Annotated in this window: 22 protein-coding genes; all 22 read left to right on the forward strand. The window is 46.1% G+C overall.

Annotated elements, in window-relative coordinates; all coding sequences use genetic code 11:
* The first annotated feature begins 29 nt into the window (after positions 1–29).
* The 22 genes from fliF to Nant_RS18450 all read left to right on the forward strand — a co-directional run bounded on the left by fliF (position 30) and on the right by Nant_RS18450 (position 22585).
* Entirely contained in the window at positions 30–1712 is a 1683-nt protein-coding gene (gene fliF / locus Nant_RS18345) for a flagellar basal-body MS-ring/collar protein FliF (protein WP_054343068.1), read from the forward strand.
* Positions 1702–2706, forward strand: a complete 1005-nt coding sequence (fliG, locus tag Nant_RS18350) for a flagellar motor switch protein FliG (RefSeq protein ID WP_054343069.1) — start codon at positions 1702–1704, stop codon at positions 2704–2706. The genes fliF and fliG overlap by 11 nt, the downstream gene beginning before the upstream one ends.
* Before the next feature lie 9 nt (positions 2707–2715).
* A complete protein-coding gene (locus tag Nant_RS18355) occupies positions 2716–3498 on the forward strand; it encodes a flagellar assembly protein FliH (RefSeq protein WP_054343070.1) in 783 nt (260 codons plus the stop codon).
* Complete coding sequence (gene fliI / locus Nant_RS18360; RefSeq protein ID WP_054343071.1) at positions 3485–4831, forward strand: flagellar protein export ATPase FliI; 1347 nt, start codon at positions 3485–3487, stop codon at positions 4829–4831. The genes Nant_RS18355 and fliI overlap by 14 nt, the downstream gene beginning before the upstream one ends.
* Positions 4828–5277, forward strand: coding sequence for a flagellar export protein FliJ (fliJ, locus tag Nant_RS18365; RefSeq protein ID WP_054343072.1), 450 nt, complete (start codon positions 4828–4830; stop codon positions 5275–5277). The genes fliI and fliJ overlap by 4 nt, the downstream gene beginning before the upstream one ends.
* 227 nt (positions 5278–5504) lie before the next feature.
* Complete coding sequence (locus tag Nant_RS21475) at positions 5505–7268, forward strand: flagellar hook-length control protein FliK (protein ID WP_054343073.1); 1764 nt, start codon at positions 5505–5507, stop codon at positions 7266–7268.
* 83 nt (positions 7269–7351) lie between these two features.
* Positions 7352–7864, forward strand: a complete 513-nt coding sequence (locus tag Nant_RS18375; RefSeq protein ID WP_054343074.1) for a flagellar basal body-associated FliL family protein — start codon at positions 7352–7354, stop codon at positions 7862–7864.
* A 20-nt stretch (positions 7865–7884) separates the two neighbouring features.
* Positions 7885–8865 (forward strand): flagellar motor switch protein FliM, encoded by a 981-nt coding sequence (gene fliM, locus Nant_RS18380; protein ID WP_054343075.1) that lies wholly within the window; start codon positions 7885–7887, stop codon positions 8863–8865.
* A 42-nt stretch (positions 8866–8907) separates the two neighbouring features.
* The gene (gene fliN / locus Nant_RS18385) at positions 8908–9312 is read left to right on the forward strand and encodes a flagellar motor switch protein FliN (protein WP_179078901.1); all 405 of its coding nucleotides are present in this window, start codon (positions 8908–8910) and stop codon (positions 9310–9312) included.
* Positions 9312–9767, forward strand: a complete 456-nt coding sequence (gene fliO / locus Nant_RS18390) for a flagellar biosynthetic protein FliO (RefSeq protein ID WP_054343076.1) — start codon at positions 9312–9314, stop codon at positions 9765–9767. The genes fliN and fliO overlap by 1 nt, the downstream gene beginning before the upstream one ends.
* A complete protein-coding gene (gene fliP, locus Nant_RS18395) occupies positions 9764–10501 on the forward strand; it encodes a flagellar type III secretion system pore protein FliP (RefSeq protein WP_054343077.1) in 738 nt (245 codons plus the stop codon). Before fliO ends, fliP begins: the two co-directional genes overlap by 4 nt.
* Before the next feature lie 9 nt (positions 10502–10510).
* Positions 10511–10780, forward strand: coding sequence for a flagellar biosynthesis protein FliQ (gene fliQ, locus Nant_RS18400; protein WP_054343078.1), 270 nt, complete (start codon positions 10511–10513; stop codon positions 10778–10780).
* Between the two features lie 3 nt (positions 10781–10783).
* The gene (gene fliR / locus Nant_RS18405) at positions 10784–11569 is read left to right on the forward strand and encodes a flagellar biosynthetic protein FliR (protein WP_054343079.1); all 786 of its coding nucleotides are present in this window, start codon (positions 10784–10786) and stop codon (positions 11567–11569) included.
* The gene (gene flhB / locus Nant_RS18410; protein WP_054343080.1) at positions 11562–12698 is read left to right on the forward strand and encodes a flagellar biosynthesis protein FlhB; all 1137 of its coding nucleotides are present in this window, start codon (positions 11562–11564) and stop codon (positions 12696–12698) included. Before fliR ends, flhB begins: the two co-directional genes overlap by 8 nt.
* 119 nt (positions 12699–12817) lie before the next feature.
* Positions 12818–14935 carry a flagellar biosynthesis protein FlhA gene (gene flhA, locus Nant_RS18415; protein ID WP_054343081.1) on the forward strand — a complete coding sequence of 706 codons (2118 nt, stop codon included), beginning with the start codon at positions 12818–12820 and terminating at the stop codon, positions 14933–14935.
* 38 nt (positions 14936–14973) lie between these two features.
* Positions 14974–16425: a flagellar biosynthesis GTPase FlhF gene (flhF, locus tag Nant_RS18420; protein WP_054343082.1), complete on the forward strand. Its 1452-nt coding sequence runs from the start codon at positions 14974–14976 to the stop codon at positions 16423–16425.
* A gap of 17 nt (positions 16426–16442) precedes the next feature.
* Positions 16443–17258, forward strand: coding sequence for a MinD/ParA family protein (locus tag Nant_RS18425; RefSeq protein WP_054343083.1), 816 nt, complete (start codon positions 16443–16445; stop codon positions 17256–17258).
* 23 nt (positions 17259–17281) lie between these two features.
* Positions 17282–17992: an RNA polymerase sigma factor FliA gene (locus tag Nant_RS18430; RefSeq protein ID WP_054343084.1), complete on the forward strand. Its 711-nt coding sequence runs from the start codon at positions 17282–17284 to the stop codon at positions 17990–17992.
* Positions 17993–18102: 110 nt separating this feature from the next.
* Positions 18103–18489, forward strand: a complete 387-nt coding sequence (cheY, locus tag Nant_RS18435) for a chemotaxis response regulator CheY (RefSeq protein WP_179078902.1) — start codon at positions 18103–18105, stop codon at positions 18487–18489.
* A 21-nt stretch (positions 18490–18510) separates the two neighbouring features.
* On the forward strand, positions 18511–19308 hold the full coding sequence (locus tag Nant_RS18440) for a protein phosphatase CheZ (RefSeq protein WP_054343299.1): 798 nt from the start codon (positions 18511–18513) through the stop codon (positions 19306–19308).
* 13 nt (positions 19309–19321) lie between these two features.
* Positions 19322–21379 (forward strand): chemotaxis protein CheA, encoded by a 2058-nt coding sequence (locus tag Nant_RS18445; protein ID WP_054343085.1) that lies wholly within the window; start codon positions 19322–19324, stop codon positions 21377–21379.
* A 27-nt stretch (positions 21380–21406) separates the two neighbouring features.
* A complete protein-coding gene (locus Nant_RS18450) occupies positions 21407–22585 on the forward strand; it encodes a protein-glutamate methylesterase/protein-glutamine glutaminase (RefSeq protein WP_054343086.1) in 1179 nt (392 codons plus the stop codon).
* Positions 22586–22595 lie beyond the last annotated feature (10 nt).

The following is a 22595-nucleotide window of genomic DNA, read 5'->3' on the forward strand; positions in this document are numbered from 1 at the left end:
AATGAAAGAAGATTTGACCATGCTGTTCAATGGATAATAATACTATAAACCTGCAAAGCAGTGGCGGCGGGCTTATGTCGGGCTTTAATAAGCTGACAATTCTGCGCCAGTTTGGTCTTATGATTGGTCTGGCGGCTAGTATTGCTATCGGTTTTTCTGTGGTCTTGTGGTCCAAAACGCCTGATTACCGAGTTCTTTTTTCTAATCTTGAATTTGTCGATGCTAATCAGGTGATTGAGCAGTTGCGGCTTTATAATATCCCTTACAAATTGAAAGGTGATGGTCATGCGGTGCTCGTTCCTGAAGAGTATGTCAATCAGGCGCGACTTAAACTTGCCGCTGAAGGTTTTTCAGCAGATAAAACCATCGGATTTGAATTGATGGATAAAGACCAGGGTCTGGGTGTCAGTCAGTTCATGGAGAGTGCGCGATACCGCCGTGGCCTTGAGGGTGAGTTGGCCAGGACAATAGCGAGCATGGTCGCAGTAAGGAGTGCTCGCATACATTTAGCCATACCCAAGGATACTGTGTTTGTCAGGGATCAGAGGAAGACCAGTGCTTCTGTTTTTCTTGAGTTATTTGCCGGGCGAAAAATGGAGCGTAGTCAGGTCGCGGCTATTGCCAACTTGGTTGCGTCGTCTGTGCCTATGCTCGATGTTAAAGATGTAACCGTTGTTGATCAGCGCGGGCATTTACTGAACGCCCGCGATGAGGATCAAGATGTTGTTTTGGCGGCTAAGCAGTTTGAATATGCGCGTAAAGTCGAAGAAACTTTGTTGAATAGAGTGAATAGTATTTTGTTGCCCGTTGTTGGTCAGGGGCGTTTCAGAGCAGAGGTGTCTGCCGAAATTGATTTTACGTCTGTCGAGCAGACAGATGAGCTTTTTAACCCCGATCTTCCCTCTCTTAGAAGCGAGCAGACCGTTGTTGAAGACCGGGTTGGCGCTGTTGGTTCTCAAGGTGTGCCAGGCGCATTGTCAAATCAGCCGCCGGGGCCTAGTTCTGTGCCGGAAGTAGCGACTTCTGCTGCGGGAGGTGTTCAAAACGGGGCTACTCCTGGTAGTTCGCGTAAACAAGCGACCAGAAATTTTGAATTAGATCGCTCGATTTCTTATACCAAGCATCAGAGTGGGCGAATAATACGATTAAGTGTTGCGGTTGTGGTTGATGATTTAGTGACCATAACCGCGGATACAGGTGCTTCTGTTAAAACGCCTTGGGCTGAAAATGAGTTACAACGATTACGGATCCTGGTTCAGGATACTGTTGGCTATACTGCTGTCAGAGGAGATAGCGTTAATGTAATCAATTCTCCTTTTGTTGTCGAACAACCGTTTGTGCAGGAAGATATACCTATTTGGAAAGAAGCTTGGGTCTGGGATATTGCTAAGCAGGCAGGGGCTATTTTATTCGTATTAATCATGGTATTCGGTATTTTGCGGCCTGTTTTAAAGAGCCTCACTGTTACGGGAGGTGAGGTTGCCGCCACTAGCGATGAAATTACGGGTAATGTGGCCGCTGAGCTTGAGGGTTTGGATGGTGGAGTGGTAGCTGACGATAAAGTGACATTTGGTGGGCGCAGCGATAGTCTGCTGCCAACGCCAAATGAAAGCTTTGAATATCAACTAAATGCGGTGCGTAGCATGATTGCAGAGGATCCTGCACGTGTTGCTCAGGCTGTAAAGCAATGGGTTGGGCAGGATGAGCGGTGATAAGGATCAGACGGATATTGAAAAAGCAGCCATACTGTTAATTAGTTTGGGTGAGGACGATGCTGCAGAAGTGCTTAAGCACTTAGGGCCTAAGCAAGTACAGTTAATTGGTGAAGCGATGAGCCAATTGGATAATATACCGCAGTCGCGCGTTGAAGGCGTAGTGTCCGATTTTATGCATCTGGTCAGTGATCAAACGGGTATCGGTATCAATAATGACCGTTACATTCGGACGATGCTGAATCAGGCGTTAGGTGAAGAAAAGGCAAAAACTCTTCTCGATCGAATTCTGATGAGTACTAATACCTCCGGCCTTGATACGATGCGCTGGATGGAGCCGCGCCAGATAGCTGAAACCATTCGCTTCGAGCATCCGCAGATACAGGCTGTTATTGCGTCTTATCTCGATCCTGATCAGGCGGCTAATGTGCTGGCGTTTTTTGATGACAAAGTTCGGCTGGATATTATTATGCGTGTCGCTGCTCTTGATCGTATTCAGCCTCAGGCGCTTCAGGAATTGAATGATATGTTGGAAGGTCAGTTTAGTACTTCGCGTACCGGACAGTCCAGGACATTGGGTGGGATTAAGCAGGCTTCAAATATTATGAACTTCATTGATAGTGCTATAGAGGCTGAATTAATGGAAGGTATTCGTGAAGCGGATGAAGGATTAGCAACACAAATTCAGGATCTGATGTTCGTGTTTGATAATTTGATTGATGTCGATGACCGGGGTATTCAGGTTATTTTGCGGGAAGTTTCTACTGATGTGTTGATCGTTGCTTTAAAAGGGGCGGATACGGCACTGCAAGAAAAAATATTTAGAAACATGTCTAAACGTGCGGCTGAGTTGTTGAGAGACGACCTTGAAGCTAAAGGGCCTGTTCGTGTGAGTGAAGTTGAAGAAGCTCAAAAAGAAATTCTGACGGTTGCTCGTCGTCTGGCGGATGACGGTGAAATCATGCTGGGTGGTGGCGGTGAAGAAATGGTTTAGGTTATTTGTATGAAATCGATAGAAAAATTACCTATGCGTTTCGATTCTTCTGAGCTGCTTAAGCCCGTGGGTGGCTGGTTGCTCCCGGAGGTAAATGGCAGGCATACGATTGGTATTCAGACCAAAGTGCCTGAGCCTGTCCATATAACCGTCGTCGATGAAGAGATGGCTGCAGAAAAGATAACGCTTTCTGAGCTTGAGGCGATCCGTGATAGTGCTTATCAGGAAGGTTTTGAGTCGGGTAAAGAAGAAGGGCGTGAGTCAGGCCATGCAGCGGGTGATCTGCGTGGCTATACAGAAGGTATTGAACGGGGAAAGGCTGATATTGATAGGCAGGTTTTAAAGTTTGAAGAGATACTGCTCAAGCTGGATGAACCTTTGTCTTCTCAGCATGATCAGCTTGCCGAGTTGGTGACCGAGCTTTCTATTCATATTGCGCAAGCAGTTATCAGGCATCAGGGGGCTGAGTGCAAGGATATCGTTCAGGCGTCCGTTGCCGATGCTATTGCGGTGCTTCCAAAGCAATCCGGTGAATTAGTTATTACGGTGAATCCTGATGATGTCAGTGCGTTAGCGTCATTGGCTGAGCGACATCAGGAGCGTTGGAAGTTAATTGGAGATGCTAAGATGGCTCCCGGGGGTTGTATTATTTCTACCGACACGAGTGTCGTTGATTATTGTATGGAGTCTCGTTTCTCTGCGGTAATAAAAGAAGTCAAAGATCGGCTTGAGGGGCAAAAGTACTCCGCTAAAGCTTCCCTGAATAGAGAGAACGGTGATGAGTCCGTTTGATCTGTCTAAGACCATTAATGGGCTGTTAAATACGCCTTTAGCAGAGCCGTCACCCCGTATCGAAGGTCGAATTACGCGCTTAATAGGCCTTACTATTGAAGCTGTCGGTTTGCAGGTGGCAGTAGGTGATAACTGCCTGATTATCTTATCTTCAAATAATGAAATTGAAGCAGAGGTGGTGGGTTTTTCAGGTGACCGTATCTATTTAATGCCTTTGCATGCGGTTGAGGGATTATCTGCCGGCGCGAAAGTTATTCCACTAGGCGCTAGCCGCAATGTTCCTGTTGGTTTTGAATTATTGGGTAGAGTGTTAAATGGGGTAGGTGAACCGCTGGACGGGAAAGGGCCGTTAAATTGCCAGCAGTCGACGACGCTTGCGGGTGAGGTTATTAACCCTCTATTGCGTTTTCCGATTACCAATACCCTGAATGTAGGTATTAAGGCTATCAATGCGCTGTTAACCGTAGGCAAGGGGCAGCGGTTGGGGTTGTTCGCAGGTAGTGGTGTGGGTAAGTCTGTATTGCTGGGGATGATGACCCGAGCCACGGAAGCGGATATCACTGTCGTAGGTTTGATTGGTGAGCGTGGCCGTGAGGTTAAAGAATTTATCGATCATAACCTGGGTGCTGAAGGTTTGGCCCGCTCAGTTGTTGTCGCATCGCCAGCAGATGATTCTCCTTTGATGAGGTTGCGTGCCTCTCAATTAACAACGCGCATTGCTGAGTATTTTCGTGCAGAAGGGAAAAATGTTTTACTTTTAATGGACTCCTTAACCCGCTATGCGCAGGCGCAACGCGAGATTGCTCTGGCAATAGGTGAGCCGCCTGCGACTAAGGGTTATCCTCCTTCTGTCTTTGCAAAGCTGCCTAAACTGGTAGAACGTGCCGGTAATGATGCAACAGGTCGTGGCTCGATTACCGCTTTTTATACAGTGCTGACAGAAGGTGATGATCAGCAGGATCCCATTGCGGATGCTGCTCGTGCAATTTTAGATGGGCATATCGTACTTTCCCGGCAATTAGCTGAACAGGGACATTATCCGGCCATTGATGTTGAAGCCTCTATCAGTCGTGCTATGCCGCAGATTGTTGACCAGAAGCATTTGGCTACGGCGATGCGCTTTAAGCAGCTATATTCTAAATATCAGCAAAATGCGGATTTGATCTCTGTTGGCGCCTATGTACGGGGGAGTGATGCGGGTACCGACTTTGCCATAGAAAGAATGCCGACGATGAATCAGTTTTTACAGCAAGGGTTGACGGATGCTTTTAGTGTGGAAGAAAGCCTTAAAATGATGGCAATGGCTTTGCAGCCAAGTGAGCCGGTTCGATGAGTATTAAAAAGCGATCAGGTCGTTTAAAAGTGGTTTTGGATTTGGCGGAAAAGCGGAAGAAAGAGGCTGAGCGTTTCCTTGCTGAACAAATTCAAAGAGTGGAAAATGATAAACAACAGTTAGTTCAGCTAGAGCTTTATTTGGCGGAATATCAGCAGGGATATCGTCAGGACAGTGCGCAAGGTTTATCTATTGACCGAATGCTTAATTATCAGGGGTTTATGAATAAAATCTCAGTAGCAATTGAGCAGCATAAAAAATCCATGCTAATGAATGAAAAACAGTTAGCGCAAGTGAAACAGTATTGGGCGCAAATGCATGGTAAATATAAAGCGATAGATTCTCTGGTAGTTAAAGCATTAGATGATGAGGTTAAAGCGGTGGATAAAGTGCTTCAGAAGGAGTTGGATGAACGCTCTCAGTTGAGCCGTATAACGTATCTTTAAGTATCGCCCCTGGGGTTTAAGTCTAACTGTTGTATTTGAATTTTGTGCCAGCATTTATGATCTGCATTCCTTATCTATGGGTTCTGCATTCAACATTTCGCATATAGTTTTTATAGAAAGCTCTTATAGAAAATTCTATCTAGTTCGTATTAGTTTGTTAGTTGGCCTTGTTTTTGCTGCTCTATCCATATTGGGACTCATATCAAGCGTTTATGGTGGAATACTAAATGGCTTCTCAGCTCACGCAACTCAATGTACTGCTTCAACCGGCTGGATTGAAAAATTCATCTACATCTAACGGCGCGTTGATGACTGGCGCTTCACTGTCGCCTGTTCCGTCTGCTGAATTCAGCGCATTGCTGAAAGAAACGGGTTGGGAGGGGAAAGCCATATCGGTCCCTGTGCCTGTACGTGTTTCTTCTCATACTGATGCTGCGGGAATGGAGTTGCCTCAGGAAGGCCAGGTTTTGCCTTCTTTGGCCAATTTGTTGCCGGCTGTTAACACTCTGCGGGATGATAGTTTGCCGCTTGGGAGTGTACTTGAGGTTGTCAGCGAGCCGGTATCTGCGGCCGTTCAATCTGCAGTGCAGGGTGTGAGCGACACCGATATTGATGTTGATCTGCTGGTAGGTTCAGAAGCACCCGCTGTGGTTGCTCTGGCGCAGACGGCGCAGACCGTTCAGGCAGCTCCGACCGTTCAGGCAGTTCCGACCGCGCAGACCGTGCAGACCGCTCAAACAGCTCAAACAGCTCAAACAGCTCAAACAGCTCAAACAGCTCAGACAGCTCAGACAGCTCAGACAGCTCAGACCGCTCAGACCGCTCAGACCGCTCAGACAGCGCAGACAGCGCAGACAGCGCAGACAGCGCAGACAGCGCAGACCGCTCAGACCGCTCAAACCGCTCAAACCGCTCAGACCGCTCAGACCGCTCAGACCGCTCAGACCGCTCAGACCGCGCAGACCGCAGTGCGGAATGCAGAAACTGCTCAAACCGCTCAGGCAGCGCAGACCGCAGTGCGGAATGCAGAGACGCGACAAGTAGAACGAAGTGATCAAGCAGGCTCACTGGAAGTCGCTCAGATTGCACCGTCTCATGAGCAGGCTCTCACGCCGACTCAAATGCTGTCGCCAGGTGTTGGTCGCTCTGTTTCGGCAGACGTTGATTTTGTCGCTGGCACAGGGTTGGAGCGTGCAATTAGTAAGCCTGTAATGCCAGAGTCGCGCTCAACTGCCGTTGCTGATGATGCAGCAGAGGGCGCTGAAGTTGTTAGGAAAGTTAATGATTCTACGTTTTTGGCGCCTCGGCAAGGCGTGTCAGGCTCTGTTGAGATATCTCCAATAATATTGCCACGTACAGACAGTTCAGGTACGCCGCCGCCCGCACCATTTCGTGATGTGGTGTTGGGGTCCAAGGCCGGAGCTGCTTTATTTGAAAGCGCAGGGCTGCCGGGTAGCGTTGTATCTGGAGATGCTGTTGATTCTTCCGTCGTTAGAGATCGCTCGAACGATTTATACCTGCTAGGGTCAACGCATCAGCCTACATTGGCAAGGCCTGCGTCTGTGGTGCAAATGCAAATGCCTACAGGCATGACGCCGGTGCATCCTGGCTGGCAGCAAGCAATGTCGGAACGCGTCATGTGGGCTGCAAATCAGCAGGTTCAGACAGCAACAATCCAGCTAGATCCTCCTGAATTAGGATCGTTGCAGGTTAAGCTTCATATTTTTCAAGATCAGGTTAGCGTGACATTTTCATCTGCACACGCGAATGTCAGGGATGCAGTAGAGCAAAGTATGCCGAGGTTACGGGAAATGTTAGCCGAACAGGGGCTTAATCTGGGCGAGTCTTCAGTTGATGATCAATCTTCAGGGCAAGATCAGCGACAGCGGGAGTCGTTTGCCAATAAGTCATATGGCGCACCTGTAGACCCCGTTGTTGAATCGCAGCAAAAAGCCAGTGTTGGATTATCTTTGGTAGATTATTATGCATAAGCGATAGTCGTTCTATCTATATGGTATATTGCGCAATCTGTTCCAAATAATTTGTTACTGGGTAGTATCAGTAGGGGTGTGCGATGGCCGACGAGAGTGTAGCTGCAGAGGCTACTGAAGGTGGTAAATCTAAAAAGAAGCTTATAATATTTATCGCTTTAGGCGTCATAATTGTTGCAATATTGAGTGCGGCTGCTGTCTATTTTTTATTAGGTAGCGGCTCGGACGAGCCTGATGCTGTAGCTGAGCCGGTGCGAAAAGAGGCTATTTATTCTAAAGTGCGTACATTGGAAGGAAAACCTTCGTTTGTTGCTACTTTGAAATCTGCTGATGGAAAGCGGCATTACCTTCGGGCGTTTGTCGAAGCTAAAAGCAGAGATCAGGATGTAGTTGATGCGCTGACGCTTCACATGCCTTTAGTTGTGTCGCGTTTGAATCAACTGTTTAGCATGCAATCTTTTGATGATCTTCAAACGATTCAGGCTAAACAAAAACTGCGCCAAGATGCTACTCAGTTGGTTCAGGACTTTTTACAGGAAAAGATGGGCAAACCTGGCATTGAGAAAATTTTATTCACTGATTTTGTGATGCAGTAGAGTCGGGAGACTGAACATTAATGTCGGTTAAAGATCTTTTATCTCAGGAAGAAATTGACGCACTGCTACATGGTGTAGATGACGGTGATGTCGACACTGTTGAAGAGGCAGAGGATTTTGAGCCAGGTACTGTCCGTACTTATGATTTGGCAAGCCATGAGCGTATTGTTCGTGGACGGATGCCGACGCTTGAAATGATTAATGAACGCTTCGCGCGTTATACTCGCAATAGCTTGTTCAGCTTATTAAGAAAAACAACGGACGTGACTGTCGGTGGCGTACAGGTCATGAAGTACGGTGACTATATTAATACACTGTACGTTCCAACCAGTATGAACTTAGTTAAAGTTCCTCCTTTGCGGGGCACTGCCTTGTTTATTATGGATGCCAAGTTAGTCTTTAAGCTGGTAGATAATTTCTTCGGCGGCGATGGGCGGCATGCGAAAATCGAGGGGCGCGACTTTACGCCGACAGAAACTCGTTTGGTTTATAAAGTGTTGGATCTGTGTTTTATTGATCTTAAAGAGGCATGGAAGCCTGTGATGGCATTAAACTTTGAGCGCTTTGGTCACGAAATGAATCCGGCTATGGCCAATGCGGTTAGCCCTTCAGAAGTCGTGGTTGTGAGTACTTTTCAGGTGGACTTGGAAGGCGGTACGGGTGAGTTTCACATCACAATGCCTTATTCAATGCTTGAGCCGATACGGGATCTGTTAGTATCTGGCTTTCAGCGATCTGAAAACGAAAAAGATGACCGCTGGGTTAAAGCACTAAGACGTGACATTATTCTGGCACCTATGAAAATTAATGTGTGTGTTGCGAAACGTGAATTGACACTTCGGGATGTGATGGCATTTATGCCAGGTGATATCATTCCTATAGAAATCCCTGAGCACTTAACCTTGAAAGCCAATGCTGTGCCTATTTTTAATTGTAAGATGGGTACGTCGCGTGGCAATCTTGCCGTCAAGATCGTTAATAAAATTGCTAAGCATGAGTAATGCTTAAGCTATCTGTATGAATTATCTGTATGAGCTATCTGTATGAGTAATGAAGAAAATAATGAAATGGTTGATGATCAGCAGGCGATGGCCGATGAGTGGGCGTCAGCGTTAGAGGAGCAAACGGGAGAGGCGGCAACCTCAGTTAATTTCGATGAGCTTCTGGACGAATCTAAACCGATTGTAGATCCTAAATTAGATGTGATCCTTGATATTCCGGTAACTCTCTCGATGGAGGTCGGAAATACAGATATTTCTATCAGAAATTTGCTGCAATTGAGCCAAGGATCGGTTGTTGAGCTGGACCGGGTTGCGGGAGAGCCGTTAGATGTGATGATTAACGGCACGTTAATCGCCCACGGAGAAGTTGTGGTAGTCAATGATCGTTATGGAATAAGGCTTACTGATGTTATTAGTCCGCAAGAGCGTATTAAGCATCTACGCTGATGAGTAGTTTTCATTTGATTCGTTATAGTCTTGTCTGGGTGTTGTTTTTTTTACCCGTTTCTATGTTGAGTGCGGCAGAACCATCAGCGCCTTCTGTTAGTCAGGATGTATTGACGTCAAACGCTGTAATGCAAATGCTTTTAGGGTTGGGATTAGTTGTTGTTGTTATTCTTGGTCTTGCATGGGTATTACGTCGGGTGTCAAATTTACAACAGTCGCACCAGAAAATGAAAGTTATTTCATCGTTATCCTTGGGGACTCGGGAGCGAGCTGTATTGATTGAAATAGGTGACAGGCAGCTGCTTCTGGGTGTCGCTGCAGGGCATGTATCGTTGCTTGAATCGTTTTCTGAGCGAATCATTACTCCTGCTTCAAAAAAAGATTTCGCTAAACAGTTACAACAGAGCATCGATAAAAGCATCGATACACCTAGAGATGAAGGAAGCGTGGAATGAGGCTGGTTTTATTGATTGTTATTGCCTTATTCCCTGGCGTGGTGTTGGCGGCGGATGTTGGTATACCGGCGTTTAATGTCACTACAACAGCGGCGGGTGGTACAAGTTATAGCGTGACCATTCAGGTTCTTGCGTTGATGACTATGCTGACTTTTCTGCCAGCTATGCTCATGATGATGACTTCCTTTACGCGTATTATTATTGTCTTTGCTATCTTGCGTCAGGCGTTGGGATTGCAGCAAACACCTTCGAATCAAGTGATGGTGGGGTTGGCGTTATTCTTAACGTTTTTCATTATGACGCCGGTAATTGAGGAGGTAAATCAGGCCGCGGTGCAGCCTTACCTTAACGAAGAGCTGGACACGTTGGGGGCACTTAAAGCAGCGGGAGAGCCTTTTCACCGTTTTATGATTCACCAGACACGAGAAAATGATCTTAATCTGTTTCTTCGTATCTCTAAATCAGCCCCTGTTGAGTCTGCTGAGCAGGTACCGTTTACCGTGTTAGTCCCCGCTTTTGTTACCAGTGAATTAAAGACAGCCTTCCAAATTGGATTCATGTTATTTATTCCATTTTTGGTAATTGATTTAGTGGTGGCCAGTGTGCTCATGGCCATGGGGATGATGATGTTATCGCCTGTGATTATATCGTTACCTTTTAAAATTATGCTGTTTGTTCTGGTTGATGGTTGGGCTATGATTATAGGTACTCTGGCTGCCAGTTTTGGAATCTAGGAGGCTTACGTGGAACCCCAACTGATACTTGACGTTTTCGGCGAAGCTTTGTGGCTTGTTATTACGCTGGTGCTGGTCATTGTTGTGCCGAGTTTATTGGTGGGGTTGTTGATCGCAATCTTTCAGGCAGCGACGCAAATCAATGAACAAACATTGAGTTTTTTACCGCGTTTAATTGTGATCTTATTGATTGTTATGCTGATGGGGCCTTGGATGGTCACTAAGCTTTCTGATCAGTTCCATAAGATTTTCGAAGCTATTCCTGCCATGATTGGGTAAGCCATGCTGGACATCAGTCTTTTAGAGATTGAGCAATGGGTGACTGCTTTTCTTTTTCCTCTCTTTCGTATCGCCTCTTTCCTGATGGCTATGCCTATGTTTGGTACTCAGTTGGTACCAACACGTATTCGGTTGGGCTTGGCGTTAATGATGACGGCGATATTAGTGCCGGTGCTTCCAACGCCCCCTGTGATGGATGGACTGTCGCTTTCTACCTATATCTTAATAGCACAGCAAATTTTAATAGGCGCCGCGTTGGGTTTTTGTTTGCATATTATGTTTCAGATTTTCGCCGTGGGGGGGCAGTTGATTGCCAATCAGATGGGCTTGGGATTTGCATCGATGACGGATCCTGTCAATGGTGTTTCTGTTGTAGTGTTGGGGCAGTTTTATCTCATGCTTACAATGCTGATGTTTTTGGCGATGGATGGTCATTTGGTTATGCTGAATGTTATTACTCAAAGTTTTGATATTATTCCGGTAACGATGATCAATTTTTCGGCCGTAAAGTTCATGGATATAGCGTTGGCAGGCACCTGGATGTTTAGCGGTGCTTTGTTAATGGCATTGCCCGCAGTGACGTCGCTTTTAGTGATTAATTTATCTTTTGGTATTATGACTAAGGCCGCGCCTCAGCTAAATATTTTTTCCATCGGATTTCCATTTACGATGGTCATGGGGTTGTTGATTACCTGGATTAGTTTAACGGGATTTTTGGGGCAGTTTAATTTGATTGCTGATCATGCGCTGGGTGTGATCAGTCGCTTGATTGAGGTTCCGCATGGCTGAAGAAACAGGTCAGGAAAAAACTGAAGATCCCACGCCCAAACGTTTACGGGAGGCGCGTGAAAAAGGCGATATTCCACGTTCAAAAGAACTCAATGCAACGGCGTTATTATTAGCGGCTGGCGGTGCCATGCTGCTTTTTGGTACCAGTGCTGCTCACCGTATAGCGGCGATGATGGCTGGAAATTTTGAGTTACGCCGCGAAGATATGTTAGATAGCCGATTGATGTTGATTCATTTAGGAGCCTCAGTTCAGGAAGTTATTTGGGCGGTCATCGGTTTTATGGTGATAGTGACGTTAGCTGCACTAATTGCACCTATGGCATTAGGTGGGTTGAATTTCAGTGCGCAGGCTATGGCGCCAAAAATGAGTCGCCTGAACCCCGGGGCGGGTCTTAAGCGAATGTTCTCCGTTAAGGCGTTGGTAGAGTTGGCTAAGGCTTTTGCTAAATTTATGCTGGTTACCTCTTTTGCCATTACTGTATTAATGGTTATGACGCCCGAGCTTTTTGCGTTGGGCGGCCAGGCGGTAAATGTAGCTATTAGTCATGCTGCTGAACTGGTTGGTTGGTCTTTTTTAGTCATTAGTTCCAGTTTGATTTTGATATCCCTCGTTGACGTGCCTTTTCAGCTCTACGACTATTCTGAAAAACTAAAGATGACGTTGCAGGAAGTTAAGGACGAAATGAAAAACACAGAAGGTAAGCCTGAAGTGAAGGGTCGAATTCGTCAAATGCAGCGTGAAATTTCACAGCGGCAGATGATGACAGACGTGCCGCAGGCTGATGTAGTGATCACTAATCCGACTCACTATGCGGTTGCATTGAAATATATATCTGGTGACCGCGATGCTCCGATTGTTGTGGCCAAGGGTGCAGACTTTGTGGCACTTAAAATCCGTGAGATAGCAGAAGAGCATGGGGTGCCTATTTTGTCGACGCCTCCGCTTGCGCGGGCGCTGTATAATAGTACCGAAATTGATCAAGAGGTTCCGACTGCTTTGTATAAAGCGGTGGCACAAGTGCTGGCTTATGTTTTTCAGCTTAAGCGGTATAAAGAAAAACAGTCGGATATGCCTAAGCAGCTTAGTGAGCGAGATATGATAATACCTGAAGATTATCGTTATGACTGAAATCGGCTTGATTCTTGCAATGTTACATTATATGTAAGCTATTTATTTGAATTCAGGCGTAAGCGCGTCAGATAAATGGCGTTTATCGGCTTGTGCTGTTTTTTTGACGTGAGATTGTATTGGATAGAGCGGCTTTTCTTAGTAATGCCAAAGGGATAGGTCAGGGTAACCTGGGTGTGCCTATTTTATTGCTTGTTATTCTGGCGATGGTTACATTGCCGGTGCCTACTTTTCTGCTCGATGTACTGTTCACGTTTAATATCGCATTGTCGATCGTCGTATTGTTAGTCGGCGTATATTCCCTGCGTCCGCTGGATTTTGCTGTTTTCCCAACCATTTTGCTGGTTGCTACCTTGATGCGCCTGGCGCTGAATGTGGCATCAACACGCGTTGTGCTTCTTTATGGTCATGAGGGGGGAGATGCGGCAGGAAAAGTGATCGAAGCCTTTGGTTCCGTTGTTATTGGCGGCAACTATGTCGTAGGTATCGTTGTGTTCCTTATTCTGGTCATCATTAATTTTGTCGTAGTTACCAAAGGTGCAGGGCGTATTTCAGAGGTAAGTGCCCGCTTTACACTGGATGCGATGCCGGGTAAACAGATGGCGATTGATGCCGATTTGAACGCAGGGCTTATTAATCAGGATGAGGCAAAAATAAGACGAGAAGATGTTACTCAGGAAGCCGACTTTTATGGGTCAATGGATGGTGCCTCTAAGTTTGTCCGAGGGGATGCTGTTGCAGGGATATTGATTCTGGTGATCAATATTCTGGGTGGGTTGCTAATAGGTATGATTCAGCACGATCTCTCTTTTGAGGTGGCAGCAGAATATTATGCGCTTTTGACTATCGGTGATGGCTTGGTTGCTCAGATACCTTCGCTATTACTTTCTACTGCTGCTGCGATCATGGTGACGCGACAAAATAGCGCCCAGGACATGGGTAAGCAAATTATGGGTCAGTTGTTTGCTTCACCAAAAGCATTAATAGTGGCAACTGTTATCCTGACTATTATGGGGATTGTTCCGGGGATGCCGCATGTGGCATTTTTATCTCTGGCTTCTGTTGCAGGTGTTGGCGCCTGGTGGATAGTTAAAAAGCAAAAAGAATCTGCAGAACTTGAACAGCAATCACTGTTGCAGGCGACGCCTGCTTCGGATGTGGAATCCGGATCAGAGAATAGAGATTTGGACTGGGATGATGTGATGCCGGTCGATATGATTGGTTTGGAGGTGGGCTATCGTTTGATTCCGATGGTCGATAAGCTGCAAGGCGGGCAGTTATTAAACAGAATTAAAGGGGTCAGGAAAAAACTTTCTCAGGATCTGGGTTTTTTGGTGCCCTCTGTACATATAAGAGATAATCTGGATCTTATGCCTGGTGCTTATAGGATTACCCTGATGGGTGTGGTTGTCGGTGATGCAGAAATTTATCCTGATCGTGATTTGGCTATTAACCCGGGTCAGGTTTTCGGTACGTTGAAAGGCGTAGATGTTAAGGATCCTGCTTTTGGCTTGGATGCTACCTGGATTGAACCAGGGTTACGTGAACAAGCGCAGACATTAGGCTATACAGTGGTGGATGCGAGTACGGTAGTAGCCACGCATTTGAATCAAATATTGCAAAGCCATGCACATGAGTTGCTGGGTCACGAAGAAGTTCAGCAATTATTAGATATGTTAACTAAAAGTTCTCCTAAACTAGTAGAAGATCTGGTACCGGCTAAACTATCTATTAGTAGTTTATTAAAAGTCTTACAAAATTTGTTAATGGAGCAGGTGCCACTTAAAGATTTCAGAAGTATTGCTGAAGCGTTATCTGAAACCGTGGTTCGCACGCAAGATCCTGTCGGACTGACGGCCGCTGTTCGGGTGGCTATTGCGCGCTTAATTGTCCAGACGATTAATGGTCCTGAGTTGGAAATACCTGTTATTACCATGGACCCTCAATTAGAGCAGTTATTGCTAAACTCTGTGCAGCAAAGTCAGCAAGCGGGCGAGAGTGGTATGGTACTTGAACCGGGTATGGCTGAACGCTTGCAAAATTCGTTGGTAGCGGCAGCGCAAAAGCAAGAAATGCAGGGGCAGCCATCTATCTTATTGGTAGCGGCACCTGTGAGACCACTTATGGCCAAATTTGTACGCTACAGTGAGCAGTTGATTCACGTGTTGTCGTATCAGGAAATACCTGAAAATAAAAAAATCACCATCGTAGCTACAGTAGGTGGTCAAAATGTATAAATTGACGATGCTGGTTATTCATCATGGATGGGATGTCTATGAAAGTTAAGCGTATCTTTGCTCCTGATATGCGCCAGGCGATGCGTCGCGCCCGGGAGGAGATCGGGCCGGATGCCGTGATCGTTTCAAATCATCGTGTCGCCGGAGGTGTCGAAGTTGTTGCGGCGCATGAGCATGAGTTTGAAGCAGCCCAGGCAGAATTTAAGCGTGAGTATGAAAAGAAAAAACGCAAAGATGATCAGGTGAGCATCCTTACGGCAGACAGGAGTCGATTGGAACTTGATGAAGAACTGAAGAAAGCCCGGCTGCGTATTGCTGAAATAAGTGAGAAAACTGAAAAGGAACCGTCTTACCAGGCGGAAGGCAAGCGCAATCTTCAAATAGAACAGGACGACGATGATGACTTGCAAACCATTCTTGAGTCTTTGAAGACGCGACAAAAAGCAAGAAGAGATGAGTATATTGACGACGATGACGATCAGCCTGAAGAAGTGACTCGATCTGAATTTACGGCGTCGTCAGGTAATGCTGCTATGGAGCATATGCAGCAAGAAATACAGCAATTGAAGTCTTTGCTCGAGCAGCAAATACAGGCGCCTTCGCGAAAAATATGGGTTGAAGAAAGCCCGCAACGCAAGGCCGCAGAGCCTTCTGCCGTTGAAGGTAAGCTGGCTAAACGCTTTGAGCGTATGGGTTTAAGCGATGCGTTGATTTCTCAGTTAACCCGGGGTTTAGAATCCGGTTTGGATATCGCAAAAGCGTGGCGAATCACCTTGTCAAAGTTAACAGATGCAGTGCCGGTTATGAGCGAAGATTATATTGACCGTGGTGGTATGATCGCTTTTGTCGGACCTACCGGTGTCGGTAAAACCACCTCTATTGGTAAGCTGGCTGCCCGTTATGTGCTTCAGCACGGCAGCGCTGGTTTAGCGATGGTGACAACGGATACTTATCGTATTGCAGCACATGAACAGTTAAGAACGTTTGGTCGAATACTGGATGTGCCGGTGCGAGTGGTCGATGAAAATAATTCATTAGATGATGTGCTTCTATCGTTACGGGGTAAGCGTCTGGTATTGATCGATACGGCGGGAATGAGTCAGCATGAGGGGCCGAGTGAAGCGCAGAAAGCGATGTTGACGAATGTCTCTGTTAGATTGAAAAAGCTGCTGGTGCTTTCCTGTTCCAGTCAGCGTCAGGTTTTAGAAGATGCTTATGACAATTACCAGAGTATTGGGTTAAATGGTTGTGTGCTGAGTAAACTGGATGAATCGGGCAGTCTGGGTGAGGCGTTGACGTTGGTAGTAGAGAAAGCTCTGCCTATCGCCTATGTCACGGATGGTCAGAAAGTACCTGATGATATTGAGGTTGCGCAACGAAACGATCTTGTCAGTCGTGCCGTTGTTACAGCGCAAAAAACACTGGAAAGAGAGCGTGCACGTGCGTTGTCAGCAACGGGGGGTGGGTCTGCGTTGTCATCAGCTGGCTAAGTGCAGACCAATAATAAATGAAAAAACAACATTCAGTTAAAGTGATCGCTGTCACCGGGGGAAAAGGCGGTGTTGGCAAAACGAATGTGTCAGTTAATCTGTCTATCGCACTTGGAGAGTTGGGGCGAAAGACCGTATTGATGGATGCAGACCTTGGTTTGGCAAACGTTGATGTGTTGCTTGGATTGCGACCTAAGAAAAATATTAGTGATGTTTTGTCTGGCGAATGTCGGTTGACCGACGTGATGTTGGATGTGACAGAAAATGTGCGTATTGTTCCGGCATGTTCCGGGACTCAGGAGATGACTTCACTCAGTGCTCATGAGCATGCTGAGCTGATTTATGCATTTAATGAGGTAGCGGAGGATATTGATGTACTGGTGATCGATACGGCTGCCGGCATATCTGAGTCAGTGGTTAGTTTTGTGCGTGCGGCTCAGGAGGTCTTGGTTGTGGTGTGTGATGAGCCGACTTCTATTACCGACGCTTATGCCTTAATTAAATTACTTAACCGCGATTACCGTATGACGCGCTTCAGAGTTTTGGCTAATATGGTGGATACAGATACGGAAGGGAGGAATATGTTTAACAAACTTTCGACTGTTACTGATCGCTTCCTTGATGTAACGCTTCAATACGTCGGCTCAATCCCTTATGATGAGCACGTTCGTAAGTCAGTTAGACGCCAAACGCCTGTTCTTAAAGCATATTCTAAATGCAAAGCAGCATTGGCTTATCGTCAACTGGCTAACAAAGTAGATGACTGGCCTGTTCTGGATGCGCCGCGTGGGCATTTGGAGTTCTTTATTGAGCGTTTGGTCCAGGGTGTTTAATTTCGGGTCTGGTAAGGGGCTCCATGTATAACCCGCTAGATATTACTTCAAGTCACAATCTTATCGAGCAGTATGCGCCGCTTGTAAAGCGTATCGCCTATCATTTAATGGGGCGCCTGCCCTCTAGTGTTGTGCTGGATGATCTCATTCAGGCTGGCATGATGGGTTTGTTGGAGGCTGCTAAAAGATATGATGTCTCCAAAGGCGCTAGTTTCGAAACCTATGCCGGTATTCGGATTCGCGGATCTATTATTGATGAGGTGCGTAGGGGAGACTGGACGCCTCGCTCTGTGCATCGTAACAGTCGTCGAATTACTCAAGCGATTCAAAAAATTGAAGCGTCACTTGGAAGAGATGCTACAGATATTGAGATAGCGGCCGAAATGGATATTACGGTCGCGAGTTATCACGCTCTTTTGAAAGATTCGGTTGAGAGTCGTTTGTTCAGTTTCGAAGAAATGACCTCTTCTGAAGGTGATGCTCCAGGTGAGCAGTTATCCGGTGCTGAGCTTAGCCCTGTTGTTCATGCCGAAAAAGATGCCTTCAAAGCGGCGCTGGCGAGTGCTATTGATACACTCCCTGAACGCGAAAAATTGGTGTTGGCTTTATATTACGACGAAGAGTTAAATCTCAAAGAAATTGGCGAAGTACTGGGCGTTAGTGAGTCTCGTGTGAGCCAAATTCATAGTCAGGCAGCCCATCGACTTCGTGGTCGACTCAGGGATTGGCAATAATTTTTTTATCTGAGTCTCCATTTTCTTGAAAAATGGTCTAAATTCTAATCAGGTTAAATCGATAAATCAGAATCATTTATCCATATGTTTCTGAATTGGGGGATATTGTCTTGAAAAAAGACATTAAAATTCTTGTGGTTGATGATTTTTCGACCATGAGACGAATCATTAAAAATCTACTTCGTGATCTTGGGTTCAATAATGTTATTGAGGCCGATGATGGTAAAACGGCTCTGCCCATTTTGCAGCAAGGGGGTGTTCAGTTTCTTGTTACCGATTGGAATATGCCTGGTATGACAGGTATTGATCTGGTGCGATTTGTCCGGGCTGATCCAAAGCTAGCCAGTATTCCTATTTTGATGGTGACTGCCGAAGCAAAACGTGAACAAATTATTGCTGCAGCGCAAGCAGGTGTTAATGGTTATGTAATAAAACCCTTTACCGCCGCTGTTTTGAAAGAAAAAATCGATAAGATATTTGAGCGCATTGGAAGTTAATCTGTTAAGGAAGTAATGATTATGCCAGAAACAGATTTGCCTCAGGGCTTAGATGGATTTGAAGCGTTACTGCATGCGAAAGCGAACGAACTGGTCTCGGTGTTGGCGGTGGGTGATGTAAACAGTGCTCTGGATATTGTGAATGATCTTCAGAATGTTAAGCATCTTGCGTTTTATAATGAAGTTGGTTATTTAACACGCGGGTTGCATGAGGCTATAAAATCATTCTCCGGTGATGTCCCATCAGATGCGCGGGAAGATTCGATTCAGGGTATGACTGATGCGTCTGACCGGCTTGCTTATGTTATGGAGCTTACTGAAAAAACATCTCATGAAACAATGGATCGAGTCGATAAGTCACTAGCGCTGGTTGATAAGATGGATGTGCAAAGCGGTAGGTTTGCTGATTTACTTTCCTTGGTAGGCCAACTGGAATCTGAGTTTGAAGGCCTTCGGGGCGTATATGACCGAACCTGCCAGCTTAAGCAGGAGTCTGAAAGCACCGTCGCAAAATTGCGAGAGGAGTTGACTGGGATTTTGGTTGCTCAAAGCTATCAGGATATTACAGGACAGCTTATTCGTAGGGTTATAACATTAGTGACTCAAGTTGAGGGAAGCTTGGTTCAGTTGATGAATATGGCCGCAAAGGTTGAGAGTATTAGTGGGCTGCATGTAGAAGGTCCTACTGAAAATAAAAAACAGAATGCCAAAAAAGATCCAATTGAAGCTGAAGGGCCGCAACTGGCAGGCGAAAATAATCCGGAAGTGGTTGGCAATCAAGATGATGTTGATGATCTGCTGTCAAGTTTGGGTTTTTGAATAGGAGCTTCCAATGAGTTTGGACGTTGATCACGAAATTCTTGAAGATTTTCTTGTTGAAGCAGGAGAAATTCTGGAGCTGCTCTCAGAGCAATTAGTCGACCTGGAAAAGAGCCCTGATGATAAAGAGCTACTTAATTCGATCTTTCGGGGATTTCATACTGTAAAAGGTGGTGCAGGTTTTCTCCAGCTTGATGCAATGGTCGAGTGTTGTCACAAAGCGGAGAACTTGTTTGACTTACTTCGTAATGGAGAAGTTAAGGTCAGTCCAGAGCTTATGGATACCGTCCTGCAGTCCCTGGATGCTATTAATGTAATGTTTGGTAACGTCAGAGCGGGTGAGCGTATTGAGCCTGCCAGTGCTGTATTGTTAAGAAGGTTGGCGGATCACGTCGAAGGGAAAGTGGGTGTTTCTGTACCACTCAATGAGCCAACGGTCCCCTCTGCGCCAGCCCGGACTAGTAGTGCCCCTAAAGAATCGACCTCCGTTGCACGGTCGACCTCCGCTGGTGCGTCAGCCAATGAAGAATTTGATATGCTCTTGGATGACGTTATTCCAGCAGAGGTCGATTTTGCTGCCGACGACTTAATTACTGAAGACGAGTTTGAGGCATTGCTGAATGATTTGCATGGGGATGGTGCGCCAGGTATCCCTTCCGCATCGGTCATAATCGAGGATGTACCTTCTTCCTCTGGTGACCTCATCACAGAAGATGAATTTGAAAATCTCTTAGATGATTTACAGTCGCATGGTCAAGGTGCTTTTGCCAGTAGCGTTGATGTGTCTGAATATATGACAGATACGCCCGACATTGAGGATGTGTCCGTTGCCGTCGCTGATATGCCCGCTAATCCTGTAAAATCTGGTGCCGTGAAACCGGCGGCGGTAGCCAACAAGGCGGTAGTGCCTGAAAGTAATGTTCGTGTAGATACGCGTTTGCTCGATAAAATTATGAATATGGTGGGTGAGCTGGTGCTGGTTCGTAACAGGCTGGTTCGCTTGGGTGGTGCACGCGAAGATGAGGATATGGCAAAGGCACTAGGTACGCTTGATATGGTGACCGCTGACTTGCAAACATCGGTTATGAAAACTCGTATGCAGCCGGTTAAGAAAGTATTTGGCCGTTTCCCGCGTTTGATTCGTGATCTTTCCCGCAGCTTAAAGAAAGAGATTCGTCTCGAATTGAGAGGAGAAGAGACAGATTTAGATAAAAATCTGGTTGAAGCGTTGGCTGATCCATTGATTCACTTGGTACGTAACTCTGTCGATCATGGTATTGAATTACCTGCCATAAGAGATGGATTAGGTAAGCCACGTGAAGGGCATGTGTTGTTATCGGCTGAACAAGAAGGCGATCATATTCTGTTAATTATACAGGATGATGGGGCCGGTATGGATCCTGAAAAGCTGCGCAAGCTGGCGGTTAGTCGGGGGATGCTAGAGGAGGAGGCTGCAAGTCGTTTAACTGAACAGGAATGTTTTAACTTAATATTTCAGGCAGGTTTTTCTACTAAGACAGAGGTGTCAGATGTGTCCGGTCGTGGCGTTGGCATGGACGTGGTGAAGACCAAAATTACGCAGCTCAATGGGACTTTGCATATCGATTCTGTGTTAGGCCAGGGTACACGTATTGCTATCCAGGTGCCCTTAACTTTAGCAATTATGCCTACGCTGATGGTTGTTCTGGAAGATCAGGCTTTTGCTCTGCCTTTGGTCAATGTTAATGAAATATTTAATCTGGATCTAACTAAAACCAATGTAGTAGACGGGCAGCAGGTGATTATTGTCAGAGATCAGGCGTTACCGTTATTCCATATGAAGCGCTGGTTAGTGAAAGGGCAGGAACATGCTGAGCTCCCAGAGCAAGGTCATGTGGTTATCCTTACTGTCGGTACATTAAGGGTTGGTTTTGTTGTCGATCAGTTGGTTGGTCAGGAAGAGGTTGTGATTAAGCCTCTCGGAACAATTTTGCATGGTACGCCAGGGTTATCAGGTGCCACCATTACTGGAGATGGACGTATTGCACTGATTATTGACATACCTAATTTGCTGAAGCGGTACGTCTCTTAGTATGGTGCTGCATACAGAGAGGTTTTCATGTCGGTAAAAGTGCTGATAGTTGATGATTCCGGATTTTTTAGGCAACGTATCAACGATATATTGTCTAGTGATAGTCGCATTGAAGTTATTGGCGTGGCATGTAATGGCAATGAAGCGGTTGAGCTGACTAAAAAGCTAAGACCGGATGTAATCACCATGGATGTAGAAATGCCGCAACTTAATGGCATTGATGCTGTACGTATTATCATGCGTGATAGCCCTACTACTGTGCTAATGCTGTCATCTCTGACTCATGAAGGAGCACAGGTGACTATGTTAGCACTGGAGGCGGGTGCCGCAGACTACCTGACAAAAGATATCCGAGCATGGATTAATAAAACTAACTCGATGCAAAATGAGTTGGTTGAGCGGGTAGTCGCATTGGGTCGAAGTAAGCGCTTTATTCGTAGCTCTGCTTTTTCAGCAAAACCTTTAAAAGCGGGCGAGTCGTCTAGTATTCACTCTTCTCGTTCTTTTGATGTAAATGAGGATAGCGCGCTGTCAAAAATCGCAAATTTGACGCCTGCGTCTAGAAAAAAATTGCCTATAACTCAGAAGACTAAGCCCTCTGCTATCCGGAGTAATCCGCGAAGTGCGCATTTTCCTAGCAGTTGTAAGCTGGTCGTCATAGGGGCATCTACGGGAGGTCCTGCCGCACTGCAGACAATTCTTACGCAGTTGCCGGCTAATTTTCCGCACCCGATATTATTGGTTCAACATATGCCAAAGACATTCACTTCAGTCTTTGCAGCCCGCTTGAATCAGCAGTGCCAGATAGAAGTAAAAGAAGCGGTTGACGGTGATAGGTTTAAGCCCGGCTGTGCATTGCTTGTACCAGGAGGTCATCAGGTCATGATAGAAAGTCGTCAGCCTGATCGCGTCAAAATTTTGCCAGGTGACGAGCGCATAACGTATCGTCCAAGCGTTGATTTTGCATTTGCTGCAGCTGCAAAGGTTTATGGTAATAAAGTCTTGGCCATTATTTTGACAGGTATGGGTGCCGATGGTGCTGATGGTGCACGCCTTCTAAAGCAAGCCGGGGCTAAAATATGGGCACAAGATGAAGCAAGTTGTACTATCTATGGTATGCCGCAAGCGGTAGTAAAAGCCGGTCTTGCCGATGATGTACTTGACTTGAATTGTATTGCTTCGATGTTGAAAAACTACGGTATGTAATAAGACAGAG

This window comes from Neptunomonas antarctica (assembly GCF_001305295.1).
Lineage (GTDB): Bacteria > Pseudomonadota > Gammaproteobacteria > Pseudomonadales > Balneatricaceae > Neptunomonas > Neptunomonas antarctica.

Excerpts from the sequence above, each read along its gene's own strand:
- fliF (WP_054343068.1), top strand. The coding sequence starts at position 30 with ATGGATAATAATACTATAAACCTGCAAAGCAGTGGCGGCGGGCTTATG.
- fliG (WP_054343069.1), top strand. The coding sequence starts at position 1,702 with ATGAGCGGTGATAAGGATCAGACGGATATTGAAAAAGCAGCCATACTG.
- Nant_RS18355 (WP_054343070.1), top strand. The coding sequence starts at position 2,716 with ATGAAATCGATAGAAAAATTACCTATGCGTTTCGATTCTTCTGAGCTG.
- fliI (WP_054343071.1), top strand. The coding sequence starts at position 3,485 with ATGAGTCCGTTTGATCTGTCTAAGACCATTAATGGGCTGTTAAATACG.
- fliJ (WP_054343072.1), top strand. The coding sequence starts at position 4,828 with ATGAGTATTAAAAAGCGATCAGGTCGTTTAAAAGTGGTTTTGGATTTG.
- Nant_RS21475 (WP_054343073.1), top strand. The coding sequence starts at position 5,505 with ATGGCTTCTCAGCTCACGCAACTCAATGTACTGCTTCAACCGGCTGGA.
- Nant_RS18375 (WP_054343074.1), top strand. The coding sequence starts at position 7,352 with ATGGCCGACGAGAGTGTAGCTGCAGAGGCTACTGAAGGTGGTAAATCT.
- fliM (WP_054343075.1), top strand. The coding sequence starts at position 7,885 with ATGTCGGTTAAAGATCTTTTATCTCAGGAAGAAATTGACGCACTGCTA.
- fliN (WP_179078901.1), top strand. The coding sequence starts at position 8,908 with ATGAGTAATGAAGAAAATAATGAAATGGTTGATGATCAGCAGGCGATG.
- fliO (WP_054343076.1), top strand. The coding sequence starts at position 9,312 with ATGAGTAGTTTTCATTTGATTCGTTATAGTCTTGTCTGGGTGTTGTTT.
- fliP (WP_054343077.1), top strand. The coding sequence starts at position 9,764 with ATGAGGCTGGTTTTATTGATTGTTATTGCCTTATTCCCTGGCGTGGTG.
- fliR (WP_054343079.1), top strand. The coding sequence starts at position 10,784 with ATGCTGGACATCAGTCTTTTAGAGATTGAGCAATGGGTGACTGCTTTT.
- flhB (WP_054343080.1), top strand. The coding sequence starts at position 11,562 with ATGGCTGAAGAAACAGGTCAGGAAAAAACTGAAGATCCCACGCCCAAA.
- flhF (WP_054343082.1), top strand. The coding sequence starts at position 14,974 with ATGAAAGTTAAGCGTATCTTTGCTCCTGATATGCGCCAGGCGATGCGT.
- Nant_RS18425 (WP_054343083.1), top strand. The coding sequence starts at position 16,443 with ATGAAAAAACAACATTCAGTTAAAGTGATCGCTGTCACCGGGGGAAAA.
- Nant_RS18430 (WP_054343084.1), top strand. The coding sequence starts at position 17,282 with ATGTATAACCCGCTAGATATTACTTCAAGTCACAATCTTATCGAGCAG.
- Nant_RS18440 (WP_054343299.1), top strand. The coding sequence starts at position 18,511 with ATGCCAGAAACAGATTTGCCTCAGGGCTTAGATGGATTTGAAGCGTTA.
- Nant_RS18445 (WP_054343085.1), top strand. The coding sequence starts at position 19,322 with ATGAGTTTGGACGTTGATCACGAAATTCTTGAAGATTTTCTTGTTGAA.
- Nant_RS18450 (WP_054343086.1), top strand. The coding sequence starts at position 21,407 with ATGTCGGTAAAAGTGCTGATAGTTGATGATTCCGGATTTTTTAGGCAA.